The 21699-nt window shown below is 59.4% G+C and carries 26 protein-coding genes; 14 read left to right on the plus strand and 12 right to left on the minus strand.

From position 1 onward, the window contains the following. Positions 1 to 12 precede the first annotated feature (12 nt). Both TRM7615_RS25775 and TRM7615_RS16405 read right to left on the minus strand, forming a co-directional pair. Positions 13 to 282, minus strand: a complete 270-nt coding sequence (locus tag TRM7615_RS25775) for a hypothetical protein (protein WP_181892829.1) — start codon at positions 280 to 282, stop codon at positions 13 to 15. Between the two features lie 22 nt (positions 283 to 304). Then, positions 305 to 1180: a DMT family transporter gene (locus tag TRM7615_RS16405; protein ID WP_108789459.1), complete on the minus strand. Its 876-nt coding sequence runs from the start codon at positions 1178 to 1180 to the stop codon at positions 305 to 307. Positions 1181 to 1302: 122 nt separating this feature from the next. Here TRM7615_RS16405 and TRM7615_RS16410 point away from each other — a divergent pair, with 122 nt between their 5' ends. The 3 genes from TRM7615_RS16410 to TRM7615_RS16420 all read left to right on the plus strand — a co-directional run bounded on the left by TRM7615_RS16410 (position 1303) and on the right by TRM7615_RS16420 (position 2686). After that, positions 1303 to 1482: a hypothetical protein gene (locus TRM7615_RS16410; protein ID WP_108789461.1), complete on the plus strand. Its 180-nt coding sequence runs from the start codon at positions 1303 to 1305 to the stop codon at positions 1480 to 1482. 21 nt (positions 1483 to 1503) lie between these two features. Further along, a complete protein-coding gene (locus TRM7615_RS16415) occupies positions 1504 to 1698 on the plus strand; it encodes a hypothetical protein (protein ID WP_108789463.1) in 195 nt (64 codons plus the stop codon). Between the two features lie 64 nt (positions 1699 to 1762). Beyond that, on the plus strand, positions 1763 to 2686 hold the full coding sequence (locus tag TRM7615_RS16420; protein ID WP_108789465.1) for a hypothetical protein: 924 nt from the start codon (positions 1763 to 1765) through the stop codon (positions 2684 to 2686). Positions 2687 to 2741: 55 nt separating this feature from the next. On the opposite strand, the gene guaA is transcribed toward TRM7615_RS16420, so the two are convergent. After that, the gene (gene guaA, locus TRM7615_RS16425; protein ID WP_108789467.1) at positions 2742 to 4301 is read right to left on the minus strand and encodes a glutamine-hydrolyzing GMP synthase; all 1560 of its coding nucleotides are present in this window, start codon (positions 4299 to 4301) and stop codon (positions 2742 to 2744) included. Between the two features lie 93 nt (positions 4302 to 4394). On the opposite strand from guaA, the gene TRM7615_RS16430 reads away from it, so the two are divergent. After that, positions 4395 to 4820: a GNAT family N-acetyltransferase gene (locus TRM7615_RS16430; protein WP_165821456.1), complete on the plus strand. Its 426-nt coding sequence runs from the start codon at positions 4395 to 4397 to the stop codon at positions 4818 to 4820. Between the two features lie 136 nt (positions 4821 to 4956). Continuing rightward, complete coding sequence (locus TRM7615_RS16435) at positions 4957 to 6501, plus strand: trimethylamine methyltransferase family protein (protein ID WP_108789471.1); 1545 nt, start codon at positions 4957 to 4959, stop codon at positions 6499 to 6501. 29 nt (positions 6502 to 6530) lie between these two features. Here the strand turns inward: TRM7615_RS16435 and TRM7615_RS16440 are convergent, their stop codons facing one another. After that, positions 6531 to 6830, minus strand: coding sequence for a DUF6477 family protein (locus TRM7615_RS16440; RefSeq protein ID WP_108789473.1), 300 nt, complete (start codon positions 6828 to 6830; stop codon positions 6531 to 6533). A gap of 242 nt (positions 6831 to 7072) precedes the next feature. Here TRM7615_RS16440 and TRM7615_RS16445 point away from each other — a divergent pair, with 242 nt between their 5' ends. The 3 genes from TRM7615_RS16445 (at position 7073) to TRM7615_RS16455 (ending at position 9965) form a co-directional block, all read left to right on the plus strand. Beyond that, positions 7073 to 8215: a DUF6456 domain-containing protein gene (locus TRM7615_RS16445; protein WP_108789475.1), complete on the plus strand. Its 1143-nt coding sequence runs from the start codon at positions 7073 to 7075 to the stop codon at positions 8213 to 8215. 191 nt (positions 8216 to 8406) lie between these two features. Further along, on the plus strand, positions 8407 to 9339 hold the full coding sequence (locus TRM7615_RS16450; protein WP_108789477.1) for a hydrogen peroxide-inducible genes activator: 933 nt from the start codon (positions 8407 to 8409) through the stop codon (positions 9337 to 9339). Between the two features lie 398 nt (positions 9340 to 9737). After that, positions 9738 to 9965 (plus strand): hypothetical protein, encoded by a 228-nt coding sequence (locus tag TRM7615_RS16455; protein WP_125133701.1) that lies wholly within the window; start codon positions 9738 to 9740, stop codon positions 9963 to 9965. Between the two features lie 381 nt (positions 9966 to 10346). On the opposite strand, the gene TRM7615_RS16460 is transcribed toward TRM7615_RS16455, so the two are convergent. After that, a complete protein-coding gene (locus TRM7615_RS16460; protein WP_108789481.1) occupies positions 10347 to 10895 on the minus strand; it encodes a peroxiredoxin in 549 nt (182 codons plus the stop codon). A gap of 267 nt (positions 10896 to 11162) precedes the next feature. Between TRM7615_RS16460 and lipA the strand changes: the two genes are divergently transcribed. Both lipA and TRM7615_RS16470 read left to right on the plus strand, forming a co-directional pair. Further along, a complete protein-coding gene (lipA, locus tag TRM7615_RS16465) occupies positions 11163 to 12116 on the plus strand; it encodes a lipoyl synthase (protein ID WP_108789483.1) in 954 nt (317 codons plus the stop codon). Continuing rightward, complete coding sequence (locus TRM7615_RS16470; RefSeq protein WP_108789485.1) at positions 12113 to 13255, plus strand: amidohydrolase; 1143 nt, start codon at positions 12113 to 12115, stop codon at positions 13253 to 13255. Before lipA ends, TRM7615_RS16470 begins: the two co-directional genes overlap by 4 nt. 5 nt (positions 13256 to 13260) lie before the next feature. On the opposite strand, the gene TRM7615_RS16475 is transcribed toward TRM7615_RS16470, so the two are convergent. Next, positions 13261 to 13635 carry a hypothetical protein gene (locus TRM7615_RS16475; RefSeq protein ID WP_108789487.1) on the minus strand — a complete coding sequence of 125 codons (375 nt, stop codon included), beginning with the start codon at positions 13633 to 13635 and terminating at the stop codon, positions 13261 to 13263. A 281-nt stretch (positions 13636 to 13916) separates the two neighbouring features. Here TRM7615_RS16475 and TRM7615_RS16480 point away from each other — a divergent pair, with 281 nt between their 5' ends. Further along, positions 13917 to 14114, plus strand: coding sequence for a hypothetical protein (locus TRM7615_RS16480; RefSeq protein ID WP_108789489.1), 198 nt, complete (start codon positions 13917 to 13919; stop codon positions 14112 to 14114). 249 nt (positions 14115 to 14363) lie between these two features. Beyond that, positions 14364 to 14975 (plus strand): thermonuclease family protein, encoded by a 612-nt coding sequence (locus TRM7615_RS16485; protein ID WP_108789491.1) that lies wholly within the window; start codon positions 14364 to 14366, stop codon positions 14973 to 14975. A 91-nt stretch (positions 14976 to 15066) separates the two neighbouring features. Here the strand turns inward: TRM7615_RS16485 and TRM7615_RS25595 are convergent, their stop codons facing one another. Then, complete coding sequence (locus tag TRM7615_RS25595) at positions 15067 to 15234, minus strand: hypothetical protein (protein ID WP_165821457.1); 168 nt, start codon at positions 15232 to 15234, stop codon at positions 15067 to 15069. A 101-nt stretch (positions 15235 to 15335) separates the two neighbouring features. Continuing rightward, positions 15336 to 15884 (minus strand): hypoxanthine phosphoribosyltransferase, encoded by a 549-nt coding sequence (hpt, locus tag TRM7615_RS16490; RefSeq protein ID WP_108789493.1) that lies wholly within the window; start codon positions 15882 to 15884, stop codon positions 15336 to 15338. A gap of 72 nt (positions 15885 to 15956) precedes the next feature. Between hpt and TRM7615_RS16495 the strand changes: the two genes are divergently transcribed. Beyond that, positions 15957 to 16403 (plus strand): type II toxin-antitoxin system RatA family toxin, encoded by a 447-nt coding sequence (locus TRM7615_RS16495; protein ID WP_108789495.1) that lies wholly within the window; start codon positions 15957 to 15959, stop codon positions 16401 to 16403. 36 nt (positions 16404 to 16439) lie between these two features. Then, entirely contained in the window at positions 16440 to 17729 is a 1290-nt protein-coding gene (locus TRM7615_RS16500) for an MmgE/PrpD family protein (protein ID WP_108789497.1), read from the plus strand. A 355-nt stretch (positions 17730 to 18084) separates the two neighbouring features. Here TRM7615_RS16500 and TRM7615_RS16505 read toward each other — a convergent pair whose 3' ends face one another. The 4 genes from TRM7615_RS16505 to TRM7615_RS16520 all read right to left on the minus strand — a co-directional run bounded on the left by TRM7615_RS16505 (position 18085) and on the right by TRM7615_RS16520 (position 21525). Beyond that, positions 18085 to 19266: an ammonium transporter gene (locus TRM7615_RS16505; protein WP_108789499.1), complete on the minus strand. Its 1182-nt coding sequence runs from the start codon at positions 19264 to 19266 to the stop codon at positions 18085 to 18087. Positions 19267 to 19406: 140 nt separating this feature from the next. Then, a complete protein-coding gene (locus TRM7615_RS16510; protein WP_108789501.1) occupies positions 19407 to 19898 on the minus strand; it encodes a CinA family protein in 492 nt (163 codons plus the stop codon). Beyond that, the gene (locus TRM7615_RS16515; RefSeq protein ID WP_108789626.1) at positions 19895 to 20392 is read right to left on the minus strand and encodes a phosphatidylglycerophosphatase A family protein; all 498 of its coding nucleotides are present in this window, start codon (positions 20390 to 20392) and stop codon (positions 19895 to 19897) included. Before TRM7615_RS16515 ends, TRM7615_RS16510 begins: the two co-directional genes overlap by 4 nt. Next, positions 20392 to 21525 carry a bifunctional 2-C-methyl-D-erythritol 4-phosphate cytidylyltransferase/2-C-methyl-D-erythritol 2,4-cyclodiphosphate synthase gene (locus TRM7615_RS16520; protein WP_108789504.1) on the minus strand — a complete coding sequence of 378 codons (1134 nt, stop codon included), beginning with the start codon at positions 21523 to 21525 and terminating at the stop codon, positions 20392 to 20394. Before TRM7615_RS16520 ends, TRM7615_RS16515 begins: the two co-directional genes overlap by 1 nt. Positions 21526 to 21699 lie beyond the last annotated feature (174 nt).

Consider the following 21699-nt stretch of genomic DNA (forward strand, 5'->3'; position numbering starts at 1 on the left):
CGGCCAGTCCGCTCAACGCACACTACCAAACAGCAACGTGTCGGGGGCGATACCGGTTTGAAAGTCCAGGTTGACCGACTGCGGCGTTTCGATGGTCGAAGATGCCGGCACTGTCACCAGGGTACCTGCCGGAACAGGGGGCGGCCGGTTCAGGCTTTCACTTTCTGAGAGGGTGTGTTCGATAGCCGAGTTATAGGTCAGCGATATACGGGCCGCGATGTCCGGCCGCTCCCATGCGACGCCCAGAACATAGCCGAAATCCACCGGTGCATCCGTGGTCACGTCTCACAGCTGTGAGAAGCCGTTACCGGGGGCGACGGGTCTCGCCATAGATGTTCAGATAGTTGCCGCCAAAGATCACCACGGCCCCCACCAGCACCCACATGTCCAGTGGCTCGCCATACATCAGCATCCCGATGATGGCGATGACCGGCAGGCGGACAAAATCGAACGGGACAACCACCGTGGCAGGGGCAATCGCCAGCGCATTGGTGATGCAGAAGTGCGCCAACAACCCGGCAAGGCCAATGACCACCAGCCAGGGGGCGGTCTGGGCGTCGGGCAGCGCGATGTCACCATCAAAGCCTGAAGCGACAAGGCCCAATCCAAGCTGGATCACCGTGAGCCAGAACAGGATGCAGCCAATGGCCTCGGTCTTGGTCAGGTGTTTGGTGGTCATGATGGTGAAGGCAAAGAAGATGGCCGAGCTTGCGGCGGCGATCAGGCCGGGGCTGATGGTCTCGGGGCTGGGGCGCGCCACGATCAGGATGCCCGCAAAGCCCAGGATGGCAGCCCAAACCCGGATCTGCGTCAGCCGTTCCCCCAGAACCAGCGGCGACAGCACGATCACCCACAGCGGCGTTGTGAACTCCAACGCAAAGACCTGCGCCAGCGGGATCACGGTGACCGCATAAAACCACAGGTTCTGACCAGTGAAATGCGCCGCGTTGCGAAACAGCTGCAACCCCATCGACCTGGTGGTGACCTGTGCCCAGTTGCGCGTGACGGTCAGCACCAGAATGACGATCACCACACCCACCAGGCTGCGGTACATCATCGTCTCAAACGTATCGAGCGCGATGGACACCTCGCGCCCGGCAACAGCCATGGCCGAGAACGATCCGATGGCGCCGGTCATCCAAAGTGCTGCTTTGGCGATCTGAGTGGGGGGCTGCTCCATGCGCACACGAACGCCGAATGCGTCCGCCCCGTCAACCCGGATTGTTCACTTATCAACCACTTGTTTCAGTCCCCGGCTTGGATACAGTCAGGGTAGTTGACGATTAATTTGTTGGAGAACCCATGTACAAAGCTCTTTTTGGCGCTGCCATGGCGGCATTCCTTTCCACGCCCGCAGCAGCCGAGTTTAAGTTTTCATTCGATTGGTCGGGGCTCAAGCTCTGCACCACGGGCAGTCCCAACACGGTGGCCAATCCGCGGTTCAAGGTTTCTGGCCTGCCTGCGGGAACCACGGCGGTGTAATTCAAGCTCAAGGATCTGGATGTGCCTGGCTACAACCACGGCGGCGGCTGGGTCAAGATCAGCCAGGACGGCACGGTCCCGGCCAACAGCTTCAAATACAAAAGCCCGTGCCCGCCAAATGGCAAGCACACCTATGAATGGACCGCCACGGCGCGCACCAAGAAGGGCGGCAAAAAACTTGCCGTGGCCAAGGCGCGCCGCAAGTATCCGGAATAACCGGTCACCTTTCTACTCCACATTTGGGGCACCGGTGACCGGTTTGCCGAGAGGAGGGAAGAGAATGAGGTCGATCGAACAACGCTGGAAACAGGTGGTTTTCCCGGCGCAGGGGATGGCCCTGTCCTTGCTGATTGCGTCGGGATCGGGTGTCGTCGCACAGGATGTGTCCAACCGTGACCTGGCCGACATCACACCCAATATCGGCCTGCCAAGGTCATCGGACGGGGTGACGGCTGAGTTGCTGTCCGCATTCCACGGTCTCGACTCACTTCCCTTGATCGCCAACGTGATTTGTCGCGGTGGATGGGGCAAAGGCGGTATGCCCGTCATCTTTGCCACCGAGGTCGATCTGGACACCCTTCAGGCCGGTGATTTTCAAGTCACGCGGCAATCTGGCGAAACCAGACCCTTGCACTGCGTCTCTGTCCTGCCTGCGGTTGATCCGGGTGAGTTGCGGACTGTGCTGTTGATCGGTGATCTGGGCCCCTCTGATAGCGATCCGCCTGTCACGGTCGAGGTGATCGGACATCTGCATTCGATAGACGGAACCTTGGACTACCAAGGGGCGCAGGTCGCAGTGACGCCGCTTGCGGACGGCCCATCGTTGGTGCTGGCCCAATCGGTCAAGGATTGGACACTGGTGGGCGAACTTGGACCCCGCCGTGTGCGTGGCAGCCTGTGCCCCAAGGACACCGTGTTGGCGGTTCGTGTGACGTGGGCCGGGGGCGTGACCCTGGCCAATGGGGATGAGCCGGGCGAGGCCGAGCGTCAACTTTATCGTGTGACCGTAGAAGACGACGCAGGAGCGCAGCGCGACATCACGCCAGCCGCCCTTGCCGATCTGGGAGACGGCGATAACAATCACATGCTGTGCCTGGATACGACCAATCGCGTGCTGTCAGTCAGTTTTCCGGCTGGAATTCTTGTGGATCCAAACAAGGATTTGAACCCGGCAACAACAGTAGAAGTGGACGCCCCCAATTGAAAAAGCCGGACCACCCTGGTGATCCGGCTTTGATATCAATGCAGATTGATCCGCATTATTCCCATTCGATCGTGCCCGGAGGTTTCGAGGTGATGTCATAGGTGCAGCGGTTGATGCCCTTGACTTCGTTGATGATCCGGGTGGCGGTCTCGCCCAGGAATTCGTGGCTGAATGGATAATAATCCGCTGTCATGCCGTCGACCGAGGTGACCGCGCGCAGGGCGCAGGCAAAATCATAGGTCCGGCCATCCCCCATCACACCGACGGTGCGCACGGGCAGGATCGCAACAAAAGCCTGCCAGATATCGTCATACAGGCCATGTTTGCGGATCTGGTCGATGTAGACAGCATCCGCCTCGCGCAGGATCTCTAGCTTTTCGCGGGTGATCTCGCCGGGGCAACGGATCGCCAGACCCGGTCCGGGGAAGGGATGGCGGCCGATGAACGATTGCGGCAGACCCAGCTCGCGGCCTAGCGCGCGGACCTCATCCTTGAACAGCTCGCGCAGCGGCTCGACCAGTTTCAGGCCCATTTTCTCTGGCAGACCGCCCACATTGTGGTGCGATTTGATGGTGACCGAAGGGCCACCGCTGAAGGACACCGATTCGATGACGTCCGGGTAGAGCGTCCCTTGCGCCAGGAATTCGGCGCCGTCGATGGTGTCGGCGTGTTTCTGGAACACGTCTATGAACAGTTTGCCGATGATCTTACGCTTGGTTTCCGGGTCGGATTGCCCATCCAGCTCGCCTAGGAATAGGTCCGACTCATCCGCATGAATCAGCTGAATGTTGTAATTGTCTCGGAACATGCCGACGACTTCTTCGGCCTCGTTCTTGCGCAGCAAACCGTGATCGACAAACACGCAAGTCAGCTGATCGCCAATCGCTTCGTGAATCAAGATTGCCGCGACCGAACTGTCGACTCCGCCCGACAGACCACAGATGACCTTTTTGTCGCCCACCTGATCGCGGATCGCCTGGATCATCTGCTCGCGATAAGCACCCATGGTCCAATCGCCCGAGAAACCGGCCAGTTTCACAAAGTTCTCATAGAGCTTTGCGCCGTTGGGCGTGTGGTGCACCTCGGGGTGGAACTGAACCGCATAGAAATGGCGGCTGGTGTCCGCGGTGATCGCAAAGGGCGCATTGGGCGAGGTGCCGTAAACCTCAAATCCCGGAGCGATTTCAGAGACATGATCGCCGTGGCTCATCCAGACCTGCTCGTCGCCGTCTGCAAACCAGCCGTCCAGAATGTCCAACTTGCTGCTCGGCGTGACATAGGCGCGGCCAAACTCGGCGGTGCCGTGGCCGCTTTCGACCTTGCCGCCCAGTTGGGTCATCATCGTCTGCTGACCATAGCAAATGCCCAGGATCGGTACGCCATAGTCGAAAATCTCTTGCGGCGCGCGCGGGGACCCCTCGCGGGTCACGCTGTCGGGGCCACCCGAAAAGATCACGGCCTTCGGCGCCATCTCGCGCACAAAGTCCATCGTCACTTTCTGATAGGGGTGGATTTCGCAATAGACGTTCAGCTCGCGCAGGCGGCGCGCAATAAGCTGCGTGACCTGGCTGCCAAAGTCGATGATCAAAAGGCGGTCGTGGGATGTCTGGCTCATGCGATGGCTCTTAGGTTGCAGCGGTGTTTTGTGCAAGGGTATTCAGGGGGCCTTGGGGTGAAATGAACACTGCAGAAGGGTTTCGAAATGATCATGTTGCGCCCAGCAAAGCCAGAAGATGTCGTTGCAATAGAATCCTGCCTGTCCGCGGCCTATGCCACGGCGCGCGCCGAGTTGTCGGACCTGCCGGATGTGACCGGCGGCATAGCCAGCGATGTCGCGGACAACCTGGTGTTTGCAGCTGAACAAGGCACCGCGCTGGTTGGGGTCATTGTATTGGTGGAGCGCGGAGATGTGTTGTTGATCGCAAACCTTGGCGTCGATCCAAGCCATGGGGGGCAGGGGATTGGTGGACGGTTGTTGGACTTGGCAGAAGATGAGGCGCGCAAATTGGACTGCCGTGAGTTGCAACTGCGCACGCACGCCGGGTTGACGGCCACCCGTTCGATGTACCTGCACCTGGGTTGGACCGAGATCGAGCAGTCCGGCAACGTGGTTTCGATGCGCAAACCGCTTTGATTGGTTCGGCCTGTCGCTTTGCTGTTCAAAACATGTCGCTTTTACCTCTTAAGCGACGCTCCAGACAATCGGACGACACTTCATGTACGGTAACAAGTGTACCAACGTGAACACTATCTATCCCGGGGATATTCCTATGGCAGAGGCAAACACACGGCGCAGATCTCGTGGTGGCGGTGGGGCCGCCCGTCGCGCCGAGCGTACAGCGGTCAAAATCGAAACCGCCAAATACATCGAGCGCAACATCCCGAACTTCGAGGTTCTCTCCGAGGAAGCGCTGGATATCATCGAGGCCAACGCCGAAACCATCCTGGAAGAGGTCGGCGTCAACTTTGTCGACAATCCGCCCGCGCTGGAACGCTGGCGCGCAGCTGGTGCCGACATCGACGGCGAACGTGTGCGCATCCCACGTGGTCTGGCCCGCGAGTTGATCAAAACCGCACCCAGCCAATTCACCCAGCACGCCCGCAACCCGGAAAAATCCGTGGTCATCGGCGGTAAGAACATGGTTCTGGCCCCAGTCTATGGTCCGCCCTTTGTGCGCGATGCCCAAGGTGGCCGTCGTTATGCGACCATGGATGATTTCCAGAAGTTCGTGAAGCTGGGCTACATGTCGAAATGGCTGCACCATTCGGGCGGTACCGTATGTGAACCCACGGATATTCCGGTGAACAAACGTCACCTGGATATGCTGCTGGCCCACATGACCCTGTCGGACAAGCCGTTCATGGGTTCGGTGACCGAACCCAGCCGGGCGCAGGATTCGGTTGAAATGTGCGAGATTCTGTTCGGTAAAGAGTTCGTTCAGGAAAACACCGTGATGACCTCGCTCATCAACATCAACTCGCCAATGACCTTCGACGACGTGATGATGGGCGCGATGGAGGTGTACGCCAAAAACAATCAAGCCTGTATCGTTTCGCCCTTTATCGTGGGCGGCGCCATGGCGCCAGTCTCAGTCGCTGGAACGCTGACACAGGTGATGGCGGAATGTCTGGCGGGTATCGCGTACAACCAACTGTGCCGCCCCGGTGCGCCGGTGATCATGGGCGCGATGGTGACCTCGATCGACATGAACTCAGGCGCGCCGACCTTTGGCACACCTGAGGCGTCGCACATCACCTATGGCGCAGGCCAACTGGCCCGTCGTCTGGGGCTGCCATACCGCTCGGCCGGATCGTTCTGCGGCTCGAAACTGCCGGACGCGCAGGCGGCGTATGAAACCTCGAACTCGCTTAACATGGGGCTGCTGTCCGGTGTGAACTTCATGCTGCATTCCTGCGGCTGGCTCGAAGGTGGTCTGGTGTCTGACTTCGAGAAGTTTGTGATGGACGCCGATCAATTGGGTGTGCTGCACGGCTTGGCCAAAGGTGTCGAGATCGACGAGAACGCGCAGGCGATGGACGCCATCCGCGAAGTTGGTCCCGGTGGTCACTATTTGGGGTGCGCACACACGCAAGCCAACTTTAAGGACGCGTTCTGGAAAACCGAGGTGCTCGATTACAAACCGTTCGAGACCTGGGAAGAAGAGGGCGCGCGCGACACCCGTACCCTGGCCACGCAACGCGTTGAACATTTGTTGGCCAACTACCAGCAGCCGCACCTTGACCCGGAAATCGCGGGCAAACTGGCGGCTTACGTGGCCGAGAAAAAGGCTTCGATGCCCGACGCCTTCATCTAACGGTGTAATGCGGGGCTTTGCCCCCGCTCTCAAGCAACAGGCGTTGCGCGGTTGGCCTGGACCAGCTGCGCCTCGCCCATCATGGCGATCAGCACGTCCAGATGCCGAGATAGGGAATATCCGGCATCATCCTCGCGACGTTGCTCATCCAGTGCGCGCTCTACCTCCATCAACCGCATCAGTGCTGCCGCCGGGCGCGGAAGGGATCCATAGCCCAAGATCCGCTGCAGGTGACGGTTGCGATTGTATTCCTGTGCCCCATGGCGAGCGGCCCGGATCAACAGTCGTGGGCGGCGGATGGTAGAAATCATCGTCATCAGATCTTGCATAATCATCCTCATGCGTTCGGATTGTTTCTGCCACAGTGTTGCCACAACTTTAGGAGGTGTTGCATCGCTGTGCGTTCCACCGTGCGTTGGGTTTATCAGTGTTTATCATTTGGAAACAATATTGGTAGACGAGGCGGATTTTAACGAACAAGTAACCAATGCACCCTTAGGTTGTGTGGGTAACTCGTAGGATAACCGTTGGATAACAGGGTCAGCGATTTTGCCATTGAGGATGCAGTGAGATGAACGATACCTCTGCTTTACCGGTACCGCGTTGGGTTCCCGAGGGTGCTCGGCGATATCTGGCGCATACCGAGGCGGGGCGGTCGATACGAGATCTGGCGCGTGGGGCAGGGTGCCACGCCTCGACCGTACTGCGTCAGATCCGCAAGGTCGAACTGCGGCGGGATGACCCGCTGGTTGATGCGGCATTGCAGACGCTGGCCCAGACGCATTTCCCTCCGATTGATGCTCGCAAAGGCACGGCTCGGAGGGGCAGCTCGAGGGACATTGCCAAAATGGCAGCTGAAAACACGCAAAAATCGGATCTGCTGGACACAGCAACACTAGACGCCGAGGCCATCCGCGTGCTTCGCCGTTTGTGCGAAAGCGGCGCGGTATTGGCCGTGGCCGAGGATATGGACAAGGCTGTGGTTGTGCGCGATGACGGCCAAACCGGTAGCACCCGGACAGCCGTAGTGGATTGCACCATCGCGCAGGCTCTGGCGCTCAAGGATTGGATTTCCTGCGACAACCCAGGTCGGATCAGCCGCTACAGGATCACAGCAACGGGGCGGGCAGCCTTGGGCCAGCTATTGGCCGAGGCCGAGAACCGCGCGCGGTCACAAAAAGACAATGGCTTTGCCGAGGCGCAGATGCCCTTTTCCGGGGCCAGAACGGATGACGAGGCCGCGAACGAGCCGCTCGGACGCCCCCGCCGCATGCGTTACAACATGACGGAAAGCCCGCTGGTGGCATTGGCGCGGCGAAAGGATCGTGATGGGCAGCCTTTCCTCGTCGAGGGGCTGGTTCGCGCCGGAGAACGCCTGCGTGAGGACTTTGAACTGGCTCAGATGGGCCCCAATGTTGCGCAAAATTGGGATCGCTTCCTCACCGGTGGCGGACGAAACGGGTTCGCGCCAGAAAGTGATGCGGGGCATGGATCCATGGATGCGCGCAACCGGGTGTCACGTGCGTTGTCCGACCTGGGGCCGGGGCTTAGCGATGTGGTGCTGCGGTGCTGCTGCTATCTGGAAGGATTGGAAACGGCCGAGAAACAATTGGGCTGGTCCGCTCGGTCCGGTAAAATCGTCTTGCGCATTGCCCTGCAAAGGTTGAAGCGGCATTATGATGAGCTGTCCAGCAGCGACCAGATGATCGGTTGAACGGCCGGGGGCACTCCCGCCCGTCGTCGATGTTTCTGAAGAAACACCTCCTCTCGTTGGGCCGGGCGCCGGGCAAAGCCCGGCGCGGCCTCGCCTGACGCACAGGAGATTGACCATGTTCAAGCGTCCGGCATCGCGCAAATGAATAACCATGACCTTGCATTTGGGCGTCAGATCCATAAGTTCCCATTATGAACTTCACACTCCGTCAATTGCAGTATTTCAAGGCTCTGGTTCAACAGCGCAACTTTGGGCGGGCCGCTCAGATCTGCCATGTTTCGCAACCTGCGTTGTCGGTCCAGATCAAACAGCTTGAGGAGTTGATGGGCGGTGCGCTGGTCGAACGTCATGCCCGCGACGTGGTTCCGACCCCTTTGGGACGTGATGTGCTGTCCCTTGTCGAAGATGTGCTTGGTGCCGCCTCTCGACTGGACCGGTTGGCCCGCGATCAGAGCGACGGGCGGAGGTCGCTTTCGCTGGGGATCATTCCAACCATGGCGCCCTATCTGTTGCCCGGTGTTCTGGCCGCCTTGCGCGCGGGGGATCTGTCGCTGCAAGTGCAGATCCGCGAGGCCCGGACCGAGCGCCTGATCGCCTCACTCAAAGCGGGAGAGATCGACGCCGCCGTTCTGGCCTTGCCCACAGCCACCAAGGGGCTCAGCGAATTGCCGCTGTTTGAGGATCGCTTTCTGTTGGCGGGGTCCGAAGGGCGTTTGCGCAGCTTGCCGCAAGGGGCGGATGCGGTGCGGCCAACCGACCTTAAATCCTCGCACCTCATGCTGCTCGAGGACGGGCATTGCCTGACCGACCAGGCGCTTGAGGTCTGTGGCCATGACCGCAACAGCGCCCAAATCAACATGGGCGCTTCCTCCTTGCCGACCCTGTCCCGGCTGGTGGCCGAGGGGTTTGGCCTGACGCTCATGCCTGAGCTTGCAGCGCAATCTGAACTGGCGGCGGTTCCGGGGTTGAACCTGATCCGTTTTCCCGAACCCGAGCCTGCCCGCACTGTGGGTCTGGTGCGCCGAGACACTACCAGCGGGGACGGCTGGTTTGACGATCTGGCCACCTTGATCCGGCAGGTCGGCGAGAGCATTGTTAAGGACAGCCGCACATTTGGCCAATGAAACCGGAACCCGCAGGCACGGTGACCGTGGCTTTGTCAATCAGGTCGTGCCCGCGGTAGCCACCAATAGGCCTAGGGTGTCAGACGCTGCATCTGTTGCCTATGGCCGCGATGGCGAGCCCGCAACTTTTGTGAAGCCTGGCGAGCATGTCGGTTTGGCGGGGCAGTGTTGTTGTTTTCTGTGCTGCGCATCCATGGTGGATCAAGGCCGACTGGGACGTCCACTCCGAACAACGTGTTAGGCAGATATGGATTTTTAATATACGTTAACCCGCAACCTGACCTAGGCGCGTTCGTTTCCGGCCAGGTGTAGCTTGATTTTATTGCGTTGCCTTCGGTCCCATAGCGGAATTTTCTGACCAACGACACATTGCAAACCAACATATTTTGGAGGCGTTCTTGTCCGATCTATCTGAAAAAGAATTCGAAGCCTTTCTGGACGTGATGCTGCAGAAAGTCGACCTGTTCAGCCCGATCAGCTTTGCTGACAAGGGCGATGAAGACAACGAAAGCAACGAGAACGACGAAGGCGATGATGGCAACGAAATCTCGGCCTCGACCTTCGACGACGATCACAACGAAGGCAACGAGGGTGACGAGGGGAATGAGGACGACGAAATTGCCTAAGTCCAGTTGTTTTCACCTGGCGGGATTGCAGGCCTCGTAGAAAAACGCACAGAAGCATTCGATCTCTGCGGGCAATCAATCCTGTCCTTGGCTTGTACGTCAGTCTTGCCTGCGCATCGGCGTCTCAAGTGTGCAGCCTGAGCCCGCGATGGGTGGCAACTGGGGGATGGGCGCAATGCGGGCCGATCTAAACTCGGCTGACGAATACTTGCGTCGGGCTGGTTGCTGCCATCTGCGCCGATGTCAGATACCGGTGCCTCAGAAACCATTAGTCTCAAACGAAAACGACCAGCAGGCTGGCTGCTGGTCGTGCGGTCGTCAGAATTTGCACACAGTGGCTTGTCCTGAACGATCCTTTTTTTCAGGAAAACCAGCTTCGGCTTATGCCGGTTCTGCTGTTTTGGCTTTGACCAGATGGTTGAGCACAGTCTCGGGCGAAGAGACGCCGTAGGGGTCTTCGGGGCAGTTGTCCATCAGGCCGGGCTCTTCGAACCATGCCTCGACCACGCCGTTGTTGACGATGGCCGCATAGCGCCACGAACGCATGCCAAAACCCAGGTTGTCCTTGTCGACCAGCATGCCCATCTTGCGGGTGAACTCGCCCGAACCATCAGGGATCACCTTGACGTTCTTCAGGCCCTGACCTTCGGCCCATTTGTTCATCACAAAGCTGTCGTTGACGGACATGCAATAGATCTCGTCGATACCCTGTGCCGCGAAATCAGCGTGGCCGTTTTCGAAACCCGGCAGCTGGTAGGTCGAGCAGGTGGGGGTGAAGGCACCCGGCAGCGAGAACAGGACGACGCGCTTGCCTGCAAAGTAGTCAGCGGTGGTCTTGTCTTCCCAGCGGAAGGGGTTGTCGCCGCCTACGGCCTCGTCGCGGACACGGGTGTGAAAGGTCACGTCGGGCAGTTTTGCACCAGCTTTCATCGTTCAAGCTCCTGTGATTTGGTGTGTTTCTCAGGTGAATTAAAACGATTCTAAACCGGCTTCAATGGGCGAATTTGCTGCATGTGCAACTTGTATGTTTTACGTTGCGAAACATATATTTGTGTCGCAAATTTAAGGTTAAGGTGCCGCATTTGCACCAACCCATGCATAGCGGCCATGCGAAGCTGGTACTTTTTGTGACGCGGCGTTATGATACAAGGGAATGAATGCTGACCCAAGCCTCACCCCCAGCCAAGGGACCCTGACGTGCGCGACCTGAAAATACCCGAGCAACGCCACCCGGAAAAAGCCCATCGCCCGGACAATGCCCAGCCCAAGAAACCCAGCTGGATCCGCGTCAAGGCACCCGGCGGCAAGGGCTATGCCGACACCCACAAGATCATGCGCGAGAACAATCTGGTCACCGTGTGTGAAGAGGCAGGCTGCCCGAACGTCGGCGAATGCTGGTCCCAGGGCCACGCCACCATGATGATCATGGGCGAGGTCTGTACCCGCGCCTGCACCTTCTGCAACATCGCCACCGGCAAACCGCCCGAGGATCTGGATGCGTTCGAGCCGGGCAGAGTTGCCCATGCGGTCGAAAAGCTGGGCCTGAACCACGTGGTCATCACCTCTGTGGACCGTGACGACATCAAGGACGGCGGCGCCGAGCATTTTGCCCAAACCATCCGCGCCGTGCGCCACCGTTCGCCCAAGACCACGATCGAGATCCTGACACCCGATTTCATCAAATGTGACCCATCGGTGCTTGAGGTCGTGGTCGAAGCGCGCCCTGACGTGTTCAACCACAACCTGGAAACCGTGCCGGGCCTTTACCCTGAGGTCCGTCCGGGCGCCCGCTATTTCCACTCCCTGCGCCTGCTGCAGCGGGTCAAGGAACTTGATCCGTCAATGTTCACCAAATCCGGCATCATGGTCGGCCTGGGCGAAGACGAACAATCTGTCCGCCAGGTCATGGACGACATGCGCGCCGCCGACATCGATTTCCTGACCATCGGCCAATACCTGCAACCCACGCCCAAACACCACGGCGTCGACCGCTTTGTCACGCCCGAAGAGTTCGCAAGCTACGAAAAAGCCGCCTATGGCAAGGGCTTCCTGATGGTCTCGGCCACACCGCTGACGCGCTCGTCCTACCACGCGGGTGACGACTTTGCCCGCCTGCGCGACGCACGCCAGGCCAAACTCGGCCAGCAATGACGCCCGAGCAGCTGGCGCGTCTGACCGCGCTGCGCCACGATCTGCACCGCACCCCCGAGATTTCGGGGGAAGAGGCGCAAACCGCTGCCAAAGTAACGCAGATCATGCGCGATCTGGGGGCTGATCACGTGCTCACGGACATCGGGGGCCACGGTGTCGCCGCCATCTTTGACAGTGGGCAGACCGGGCCCACAGTCGCCGTCCGCTGCGAGCTTGACGCGTTGCCCATTCCTGAAGAAACCGGCGCGCCCTATGCGTCCGAAACACCAGGCAAAGGCCATCTTTGCGGGCACGACGGCCATATGACCATAGTGGTTGCCGTCGCCGAGGCGCTCGCTGCCAAACGGCCCGCCAAAGGCCGCGCCGTTCTGATCTTTCAACCCGCCGAGGAAACCGGCAAGGGCGCACCCGTCTTTCGCGCCGATCCGCAGTTCACCCAATTCGCCCCCGACACGATCTTCTCTTTGCACAATCTTCCGGGGCTGGCCCTGGGCCATGTCGAGCTTTGCACATCTGCCGCCAACTGCGCCTCGCGCGGCATGCGCGTGGTGCTGAGCGGCAAAACCTCGCACGCCGCGGCACCGCAAGATGGCCTGTCTCCAGCAGCAGCCATGGCGGATCTCATGCCAAAACTGGCCGCTCTGGGACAGGGCGGCGCGCTGGACGCAGACTTTGCCCTGACCACACTGACCCATGCCACATTGGGCGAACCCACTTTTGGTGTCGCCCCGGGCCACGGCGAGCTCTGGGTCACGCTGCGCACCGTCACCGACGCAAAAATGGCTGCATTGGTGGATGAGGCTGAAACCCTCGTCCAAACCGCCGCCAATGACGCAGGGCTAACGGTCACCATCAGCTACGATGACATATTCGAGGCCTGCACAAACGCAGCTGAAGCCACACACCACCTGCACCAAGCCTGCCTGTCGCTGGCGGTCCCCGTGCAGCTCACCGACACGCCGCAAAAATTCTCTGAAGATTTCGGTCAATTCGGCAAATCGGCTGATGCCGCCATGTTCTGGCTTGGCTCAGGCGAAGACCACCCCCAACTTCACAATCCTGACTACTTCTTCCCTGATGCATTGATCCCGGTGGGCGCAGGCATCTTCCTGCACGCCTTACGCGCCACACTGAGCTGATCCGCTTACTTCAGCAGGTCGCCCACAATACCCACGGCATCAACCACAGTCTTGGTGTCGTCCGAGATCGACAGGATTTCATCCCCGACCTTGACGTAACGCTGGCCCTTGGGCAGCGGTTTGAGTTTCCATTTGCTCAGGTCATCAATGTAATCCAGTTTCAGATCGCCGGGCAGTTTGGCCCCACGGGTATAGCGTTTGATCTGACCGGGAGGCACCTTGACCCCCTTGTTGCCCTTGTCAACTTTGACCTTGGCGCCGCCCTTGTTGCCGCCTTTGTTCGCTTTGTCCTTGGCCTCGGCCATATCGGCCCCAAGCACCAGGGATGACACCGCCAACGCGCTGAGCAGAGCGCCTGGAAAAAGTCTGGTAAGTTTCATAATCGACCTCCTGAATGTGTTCAAACTAGCGCCTAATACCTGTTCCGTCCACGCTGTTGTCTTTCCAATCATTTTTCCGCTTTTAGGTGTCCGAAGGTGTCTGTCTTGCCCATCTGAGATCGGCCCATTTGGCGAGATTGGATCTGTGCAAGCCGACCGGAACCCGAAAAACACTATCCTGGGCAGGGCGGCTCAAGCCCGACGGATTTGACGTAAGCGCATCAAGCGCTAGGCTTACCGCACCATCCAATTGACCTGAAATTCAGTGAAAGGACGCGCTTATGCTTTACCCAATTGCCACCCTCGCATCCGACAAGCTCCAGGCTGTGAAAGACCTTGAGGCGGAAATCGGCAGCCCGATCGTCGCGTTGGCCGCTGTCGAAACGGCGAGCGCCGACCTGTCGCAAGACAAACTGGACAAACTTAAGTCGCTTGAAGATGAACTCGACGTCGTTCTGGTGGCTGTTCGGCCCAGTTGACGTCGGCCGTGCTGGGCTTGGGAAAGGCGATAGATGTTTCAGACCAAAATAAATGAACTTGCCCAATGCAGCGAGCATCAAGCACCCTCAACTTAGAACTGCTTCAGTTCACTCGGAATGTTGAAATTGCTCAACCTGTAAGGTGACCGGAAACCCAAGAAACTTGGCATCGATTAGGAATTACTCGATCAAGATCAAAATTAGGTAGGCCTCAATCGAATTCAAAAGAGTGAGGGTGCCCGATTGGAGATGGTTTTCAGTGTAGTCATTTTGATCGTTGTGTTGTTCCTAATAGTCCGTTCTGGGAACGGTGATGTTGATGATGTAATTGATCGCAATGACACATCGCCACGCAAGACCAAGCCCAAGAAACCGCCAAGCTCGACAAATCGCCCCCCGCGCAAAGTTCGCCGGTTCGATGGTCGTAGTGCGAAACATCTGCGCGAACCACGGATCCTAACCGGAGCCGCATGGATTACCGATGGCGACACGGTTACAATCAAGAAAACCCAAATACGTTTGTTTGGAATTGACGCTCCAGAACTGAACCATCCTTATGGCGTCAAAGCCAAATGGGCGCTGCACCAACTTTGCAAGGGGCAAGAAATTCGGGCCGAGATCGTTGATGTAGACGAATATGAGCGAACCGTTGCTAAGTGCTATCTACCTGACGGCCGCGACTTGTCAGCCGAAATGGTAAAGCAGGGTTTGGCGATCGATTGGCCCAAGTACTCTGGTAAGAAATATTCTCATCTCGAATTAGCAGGTATCCGCAAAAAGCTTTTCTTTGCTGATGCTCGGCAGAAAGGTCGGATGCACGTCTGGACGCAGTTCGAAGCGCGAAAAGAGAAGCGCCCTTAGCGTTTGTGATTAAACGGGGGGGTGAAACCGTAGTTGCACGGTGACGTATTCTAAATTGGGAAAAACGAACTTTGCTGCGTTGGTTTTGACATTAGGGTTTCAGCGAGTTCACTGTCGCCCACTCCGGCCAGAACCCAAAAAACTCAATCCCGAACAACAGCAGACACACGCCCAACACCGCCAAAAACCGCAGCACTTGTTTTTCTGAAGGCGGGTTGCGGGCGATGCGGGACATGCGCAGGAAATGGCGGATGTTCATTCTCAGTCCCTTGGGTTAAATCTTGCTGCATTGCCGCGCATCGGGCGGTGCACGCTTGGTGCACGGGTAGTGCACGCATGGTGCATCGCCGATTTTGGCCGTTATTCTGCATCTGCAACAAAGCGCACCTTGCCGATGTAGGGCAGGTTGCGGTTGCGCTGTGCATAGTCGATGCCATAGCCCACCACGAACTCATCAGGGATCTCGAATCCGATCCAATCCGAGCGGAAATCCACCTCGCGCCGCGAGGGTTTGTCCAGCAAAGCGATGGATTTCAACCGCTTGGGGCTGCGGCTTTCCAGCAGATGGGTGACGTGGTTCAGTGTGTGGCCTGTGTCGACGATGTCCTCGACCACCAGTACATCGCGCCCTTCAATTGCGCCGCGCAAGTCTTTGAGAATGCGGACTTCTCGGCTGCTCTCCATCGCGTCACCATACGAAGACGCCTCCAGGAAATCCACCTCGATCGGCAGGTCCAGCTCACGCACAAGATCGGCGATGAACACAAACGAGCCACGCAACAGTCCTACGACAACCAGCTTGTCGGTGCCCTGAAATTCGGTCTGAATCTCACGACACAACTCCTCGATCCGGGCCGCAATGGCCTTGGCCGAGATCATTGTATCAATCACATATGCGCTGTCGCTCATCACTGCCCCCTTGATCTTTCGCGCGCAACATACGACATGAGCCGCCATTGTCACCCAATAATGCAGGCCCCAATGCCCACCCACTCGGAAACCCGCCATCTGCCGTACACCGCGCAACAGATGTATGATCTGGTGGCGGATGTGGGTCAGTACCCCAAGTTCCTGCCGTGGTGTTCCGCTGCCCGCATCCGGAGCACGCATGAGGTGGATCAGGCCGTGGTGATGGACGCCGACCTGGTGATTTCATTCAAGGTGTTCCGCGAGCGGTTTGGCAGCCGGGTCACACTGTTTCCCGGCGAGCACAAGATTGATACCGAATACCTGGATGGCCCCTTTAGCCATATGAAATCGACCTGGGCATTCGCTGATCACCCTGATGGCGGTTGCGAGGTGTCGTTCTTTGTGGATTTCGAGTTCAAGAACGCGATCCTGCAAGGGGTGATCGGGGTGGTCTTCAACGAGGCGATGCAACGGATCGTGCGCGCCTTCGAGCGTCGCGCTGCCGAGCTGTACACTTAGTCTTTACCCCCATCTGCGGCGCGCTAAACTGCGCCCATGACTCAGCTGACCACGCATTTGGCGGATTTTGCCGCTGGCCCCGTGACCACCACCGCCTCGGCGCGGTTGGTGACCTCTCTTTCCGCGCTCGATTGGTTCGCCGTGGGGCGTGCGGGCCGGGCCGAACCCGTGTCCGAGATCGTCCGGGACATGGTGTTTGTCGAACAGGGGGCGGGCCAGGCGCATGTCTTTGGCGGCGGCGCAGCGCCAGCACGCTCTGCCGTTCTGGCCAATGGCACTATCAGTCACGCGCTCGACTATGATGACACCCATTTCGCTCACATCGGCCATCCATCTGTCGCCGTCTTCCCCGCGGCTCTCGCGATGGCCGAGATGCGGGACTTGCCGCTGGTCGAGGTGCTCGAAGCGGCTCTTGTGGGTGTGGAGGTTTCGGTCCGTGTGGGCCTGTGGCTGGGGCGCAGCCACTATCAGACCGGGTTTCATCAGACTGCGACGGCCGGGGCCTTTGGGGCCGCCGTGGCCGCTGGTCGACTGGTGGGGCTGCAGGCAGACGGCATGGCGCAGGTCCTGGGCCTGACCGCCACACGCGCGGCGGGGCTCAAGGCGCAGTTCGGAACCATGGGCAAGCCGTACAACGCAGGCCTTGCAGCCGCAGCAGGGGTCGAGACCGTGCAACTGGTTCAACGTGGATTTATGGCCAATCCGGACGCGCTCGAAGGGGACTTTGGCTTTGGCGCCACCCATCACGGAGAGGGTAACCTGAACGAGGCGCTGGAGGGGCTCGGTGCCGAATGGCTGTTCGAGTCCGTGAGCCACAAGTTTCACGCCTGCTGTCACGGCCTCCACGCCGCGCTTGAGGCCGCGCGCACGCTGGATATCGCCGAGCCCGAGGTTGCCGAGATGACGGTGCGCACCCATCCACGCTGGATGAGCGTGTGCAATCAGCCGGAACCGACAACGGGCCTTGGCGCCAAGTTTTCGTATCGCACGGTGTTGGCCATGCATGCGCTTGGCCACGACACCGCGCGGCTCGACAGCTATTCCGAAGCGGTCTGCGCCAACCCACGCCTGATCGCGCTGCGAGACCGGATCAAGGTTGAGGCAGATGAAACCCTGACCGAAACGCAAGCCCATCTGTCGATCCTGCGTCGCGATGGCAGCAGGGATGAGGCGACGCATGATTTGCAAGCGCCGCTGCCGCTGGCCACGCGAGAGGAACGGGTGCGCACCAAGGCTGCTAAACTGATCGGTGGTGCGCTGACAGATGAGGTCTGGTCACTCCTGCGCACCGGTGGGCGAGCAGCGGATCTTGCGGAACGGCTTTGAACCGAGTGTGATCTTATCAAGGCGGTAAGGCGGAGGGGCTCCCGCGCCCGCGCCAACCTGACTTCGTCAGCTCAGCGAACGGCCTTGGGCCGGGCGCCTCGCCTTCGGCTCGGCGCGGTTGCGTCCAGACGCACCCGATGCGTCAAATTCTAAAGCTCGTCGTTGGGCGCCAACCGCCGCGCATAGCGCGGCGCACGATTTCTTTATGGCCAACGGGAGGAAGGCATCTTTGATGCCTGATCGACGGGCGGGAGCCCTCCTGAGGTGGAAGCCAGCCACAAAAAACTAAAAAAGCGGGCCTCCCAAGAGACCCGCTTTTCGCTGCCCTTGCGGGCATAAGTCAGCCAAGGTGGGCTCAGCTGCTTATGTCATAGGCCCGTTCGCCGTGTACGCTCAGGTCAAGACCATTTGTTTCGGTCTCGGCGTCTACGCGAAGCGGGGTGACAAGTGCAACCAGTTTCACCAGGATCACGGTCACAACTGCCGTGAAGACACCCACAATCACAAGGCCTCCCAGCTGTGCCGCCCAGCTTCCCAGGCCAAAAACGGCGATCATGACGGTGCCAAAGATGCCGCCCACGCCATGCACGGCAAAGACGTCCAGCGTGTCGTCGATCTTCAACAGGTTCCGCACGACGTTCACGGCTTCTTGGCAGAGAATGCCAGCAACTGCACCGATGACCAGCGCTTGTACCGGATCAACGAAACCGGACGCAGGTGTGATCGAAGCCAGCCCTGCAATGGTGCCGGTGACCAGACCCACCATGGATGCTTTGCCGTATTTGATCTTTTCCCACAGCGCCCATGTCAGCGAGGCGGTCGCGGCCGAGATATGGGTCACGGTCAGCGCCATGGCCGCACCGCCGTCCGCGGCCAGCTGCGAGCCGCCATTGAAGCCGAACCAGCCAACCCACAGCATCGCGGCACCGATCATTACAAAGCCAGGGCTGTGCGGCGGGGTGGTGCGGTGACGGCGTGGCCCCAGGAACACCGCAATGATCAGTGCGGCCAAACCAGCGGTTTCGTGGACCACGATACCGCCCGCAAAGTCCTTGACGCCCGTCTCACCAAAGATACCGCCATCGGCCAGGAACCCGCCGCCCCAGATCCAGTGAACCACCGGCGCATAACACAGCAGCATCCAGAGGCCCGAGAAGGTCAGGACAAAGCCAAAGCCCACACGCTCGACATAGGCGCCCACGATCAGGGCGGGTGTGATGATGGCGAATGTCATCTGGAAGGCAAAGAACAGGATCTCGGGCAGGGTGCCCGACAGGGTGTCCGGCGTGATGCCCAGCAAGAACATCTTGTCCAGCCCGCCCCAGTAGCCCGAGGTGCCGCCGCCAAAGGCGATGGAGTATCCTGCGACCAGCCACAGGATGCTCATCAAACAGGCAATTGCAAAGCAGTGCATGAACACGCTGAGTACATTTCGGGCACGCACCAGACCGCCGTAAAACAGCGCAAGGCCCGGCAGTGTCATGAAAAGGACCAGGGCGGTTGCCACGATGATCCATGCTGTATCGGCTCCATTCATGGGGCCTCTCCTTTTCGGTAAGCGAGTGGTTCTGAAGCGTTGAACCCAATGCCGCTTGGGGAAAAAAGAGGCACCTGCCGCAAAACCCGCCTGTTTTTGACGCTTTTTGCGATGTGGTGAAAAATTGGGCGGTGTTTTTGTCAGCCGCCCTGATTTTCAGCGGTGCGCGAAAGTCCTGTCTGCAAGAGCTTTAGTGCATGATCCCGTGCCGCCAACCGGACCTGATCGCGGCCAAGGGCGCCAAATTCGATGGTTTCGGTGAAGGTGGACAGGCTCGTTCCTGCCAGTCCGAAACACACACGCCCTTCGGGCTTGAACTCGGACCCGCCGGGGCCTGCGATGCCGGTGATCGAGACGGTCAATTGAACTGGGGCATGGTCCAATGCGCCCTCTGCCATCTCAAGCGCCACCTCTTCGGACACGGCGCCGACCGCATCTAAGGTTGAAGCCTTCACACCCAACATCTCTTGCTTGGCGCGGTTGGTATAGGTGACAAAGCTGCGTTCAACCACGGCGGAACTGCCGGGAATGTCGGTGAGCGCGGCGGCCACCATGCCGCCTGTGCAGCTTTCTGCAGTGGCGATCATGACGCCCAGACGTTTCGCCTCATCCAAAAGGTCAGTTACGTTCATAGCCCCAGCACCCCATGTGAAAAGCCTGCGAGCAGCGACACGCCGATGGCGGCAAAGACACCCGCGATCAGGTCATCCAGCATCACACCAAGCGCATCGCCGCGCCGGTCGGCCCAACCAATGGGGCCGGGTTTGGTGATGTCGAACAGTCGGAACAGCAGGAACCCGGCAACCCAACCGGGCCAAAGCGCCGTGATCTCGATCCCATGCGACCATGCCGGATAGGAAATCGCCATAAGCGCGATGAACTGGCCCGCCACCTCATCAATCACGATCTCGGACGGGTCGTGATCGTCTTGTCCGGCAGTCATCACGCCAGTGGCCCAAATGCCCGCGACGATGGCCACAACGGTGGCAATTGCCAGCAGGGGAAAGCCACCCAATTGGTGCAACACATAGGTCAAGGGCAGGGCAGCAAACGACCCCCAAGTGCCCGGTGCGGGGCGCAGGTAACCGACGCCACCGACCGTGGCAATCGCCTTTGCCAGCCCCATCATGCCGACACCAGACAAGCAGTGGCCAGCGAGGCAATGCCTTCGCTGCGACCGGTAAAGCCCAGACGTTCGGAGGTGGTGGCCTTGACCGAAACCTGCCCCTCGCTCAGCCCCATGATCTGCGCCATTTCACTTCGCATGGCGGCCGAATGTGGCCCGATCTTTGGATACTCGCAGACCAACGTGCAGTCGACGTTGGAAATGCGATACCCCATCGAGGCCGCCAACTCGACCGCGTGACGCAAGAAGATCTCGCTCGCAGCGCCCTTCCACTGTGGATCGGACGGGGGGAAGTGCTGGCCGATGTCGCCCTGCGCCAAGGCGCCATAGATCGCGTCGGTAACGGCGTGCATGCCCACATCCGCATCCGAATGCCCCTGCAGTCCGCGGTCATGCGGCACCTTCACACCACACAGCACCACGTGATCGCCGTCACCGAAGCGGTGCACGTCGTAACCATTGCCCAGCCTGATATCCATATCTGTCCTCAAGATCCGTTCCGCCCGGGCAAAATCCTCGGGCCGGGTTATTTTCAAGTTGTCTGCGTCACCCGGCACAATCTTCACCGGCAGGCCCACATCCCGCGTCACCTGCACATCATCCGCTGCGCCGCCGGGGTGCGCGGCATGTGCCGCAACGATGGCGTCATAGTGGAACCCTTGCGGCGTTTGCGCTGCATAGAGGCCGGCGCGATCTCGTGTGCCTGTGACCTGACCCTCACCTCCGACCCAAAGCGCGTCTGTCACCGCAAGGCCCGGCGCGGCGGCAGGGCAGGCCTCCAGGGCGGTCAGCACGTCCGAGATGATCCGCGTGCTGACGCATGGCCGTGCCACGTCGTGGATCAGAACTTTGGTCACGCCCCGATTTTCCAGTGCAGCTAATCCGTTTCGCACCGATTCTGCACGATCTGTCCCGCCTGAGGCGAGAATGTAGCGGCCGCTTTCAAACTCTGCCCACGCGTCTTTGTCGTCGGCAGACAGAACCAGGACGATATGGTCCAATCCGGCAGCTTCGAACTGCGACAACGTCCAATCCGCCACGCGCCGCCCGGCAAGCGGCCGCCACTGCTTCGGCACACCTCCACCTGCACGCTGGCCGCGCCCTGCGGCGACGATAATGGCGGCTATGGTCATGGTATGTCTGCTCCTGATCTGCTGCGCCTTGTTTATGAGGTGCTGCGCGCTTCGGCAATCACCCGCGTCAACTTGCTTAAAAAATAGGCAGGTGCCATTTTGATACGCCTTGAAACAGTCCGTTTCATTGTGCCATTGGGGGCGCTTCGTTACCAAAGTGGCACTTGCACAAGG

This window comes from Falsiruegeria mediterranea M17, assembly GCF_900302455.1.
Taxonomy (GTDB): Bacteria; Pseudomonadota; Alphaproteobacteria; order Rhodobacterales; family Rhodobacteraceae; genus Falsiruegeria; species Falsiruegeria mediterranea.

Coding starts and splice junctions, on each gene's coding strand:
- TRM7615_RS16405 (WP_108789459.1), bottom strand. CDS start 1,180: ATGGAGCAGCCCCCCACTCAGATCGCCAAAGCAGCACTTTGGATGACC.
- TRM7615_RS16410 (WP_108789461.1), top strand. CDS start 1,303: ATGTACAAAGCTCTTTTTGGCGCTGCCATGGCGGCATTCCTTTCCACG.
- TRM7615_RS16420 (WP_108789465.1), top strand. CDS start 1,763: ATGAGGTCGATCGAACAACGCTGGAAACAGGTGGTTTTCCCGGCGCAG.
- guaA (WP_108789467.1), bottom strand. CDS start 4,301: ATGAGCCAGACATCCCACGACCGCCTTTTGATCATCGACTTTGGCAGC.
- TRM7615_RS16430 (WP_165821456.1), top strand. CDS start 4,395: ATGTTGCGCCCAGCAAAGCCAGAAGATGTCGTTGCAATAGAATCCTGC.
- TRM7615_RS16435 (WP_108789471.1), top strand. CDS start 4,957: ATGGCAGAGGCAAACACACGGCGCAGATCTCGTGGTGGCGGTGGGGCC.
- TRM7615_RS16440 (WP_108789473.1), bottom strand. CDS start 6,830: ATGCAAGATCTGATGACGATGATTTCTACCATCCGCCGCCCACGACTG.
- TRM7615_RS16445 (WP_108789475.1), top strand. CDS start 7,073: ATGAACGATACCTCTGCTTTACCGGTACCGCGTTGGGTTCCCGAGGGT.
- TRM7615_RS16450 (WP_108789477.1), top strand. CDS start 8,407: ATGAACTTCACACTCCGTCAATTGCAGTATTTCAAGGCTCTGGTTCAA.
- TRM7615_RS16460 (WP_108789481.1), bottom strand. CDS start 10,895: ATGAAAGCTGGTGCAAAACTGCCCGACGTGACCTTTCACACCCGTGTC.
- TRM7615_RS16470 (WP_108789485.1), top strand. CDS start 12,113: ATGACGCCCGAGCAGCTGGCGCGTCTGACCGCGCTGCGCCACGATCTG.
- TRM7615_RS16475 (WP_108789487.1), bottom strand. CDS start 13,635: ATGAAACTTACCAGACTTTTTCCAGGCGCTCTGCTCAGCGCGTTGGCG.
- TRM7615_RS16480 (WP_108789489.1), top strand. CDS start 13,917: ATGCTTTACCCAATTGCCACCCTCGCATCCGACAAGCTCCAGGCTGTG.
- TRM7615_RS16485 (WP_108789491.1), top strand. CDS start 14,364: ATGGTTTTCAGTGTAGTCATTTTGATCGTTGTGTTGTTCCTAATAGTC.
- TRM7615_RS25595 (WP_165821457.1), bottom strand. CDS start 15,234: ATGAACATCCGCCATTTCCTGCGCATGTCCCGCATCGCCCGCAACCCG.
- hpt (WP_108789493.1), bottom strand. CDS start 15,884: ATGAGCGACAGCGCATATGTGATTGATACAATGATCTCGGCCAAGGCC.
- TRM7615_RS16495 (WP_108789495.1), top strand. CDS start 15,957: ATGCCCACCCACTCGGAAACCCGCCATCTGCCGTACACCGCGCAACAG.
- TRM7615_RS16500 (WP_108789497.1), top strand. CDS start 16,440: ATGACTCAGCTGACCACGCATTTGGCGGATTTTGCCGCTGGCCCCGTG.
- TRM7615_RS16505 (WP_108789499.1), bottom strand. CDS start 19,266: ATGAATGGAGCCGATACAGCATGGATCATCGTGGCAACCGCCCTGGTC.
- TRM7615_RS16510 (WP_108789501.1), bottom strand. CDS start 19,898: ATGAACGTAACTGACCTTTTGGATGAGGCGAAACGTCTGGGCGTCATG.
- TRM7615_RS16515 (WP_108789626.1), bottom strand. CDS start 20,392: ATGGGGCTGGCAAAGGCGATTGCCACGGTCGGTGGCGTCGGTTACCTG.
- TRM7615_RS16520 (WP_108789504.1), bottom strand. CDS start 21,525: ATGACCATAGCCGCCATTATCGTCGCCGCAGGGCGCGGCCAGCGTGCA.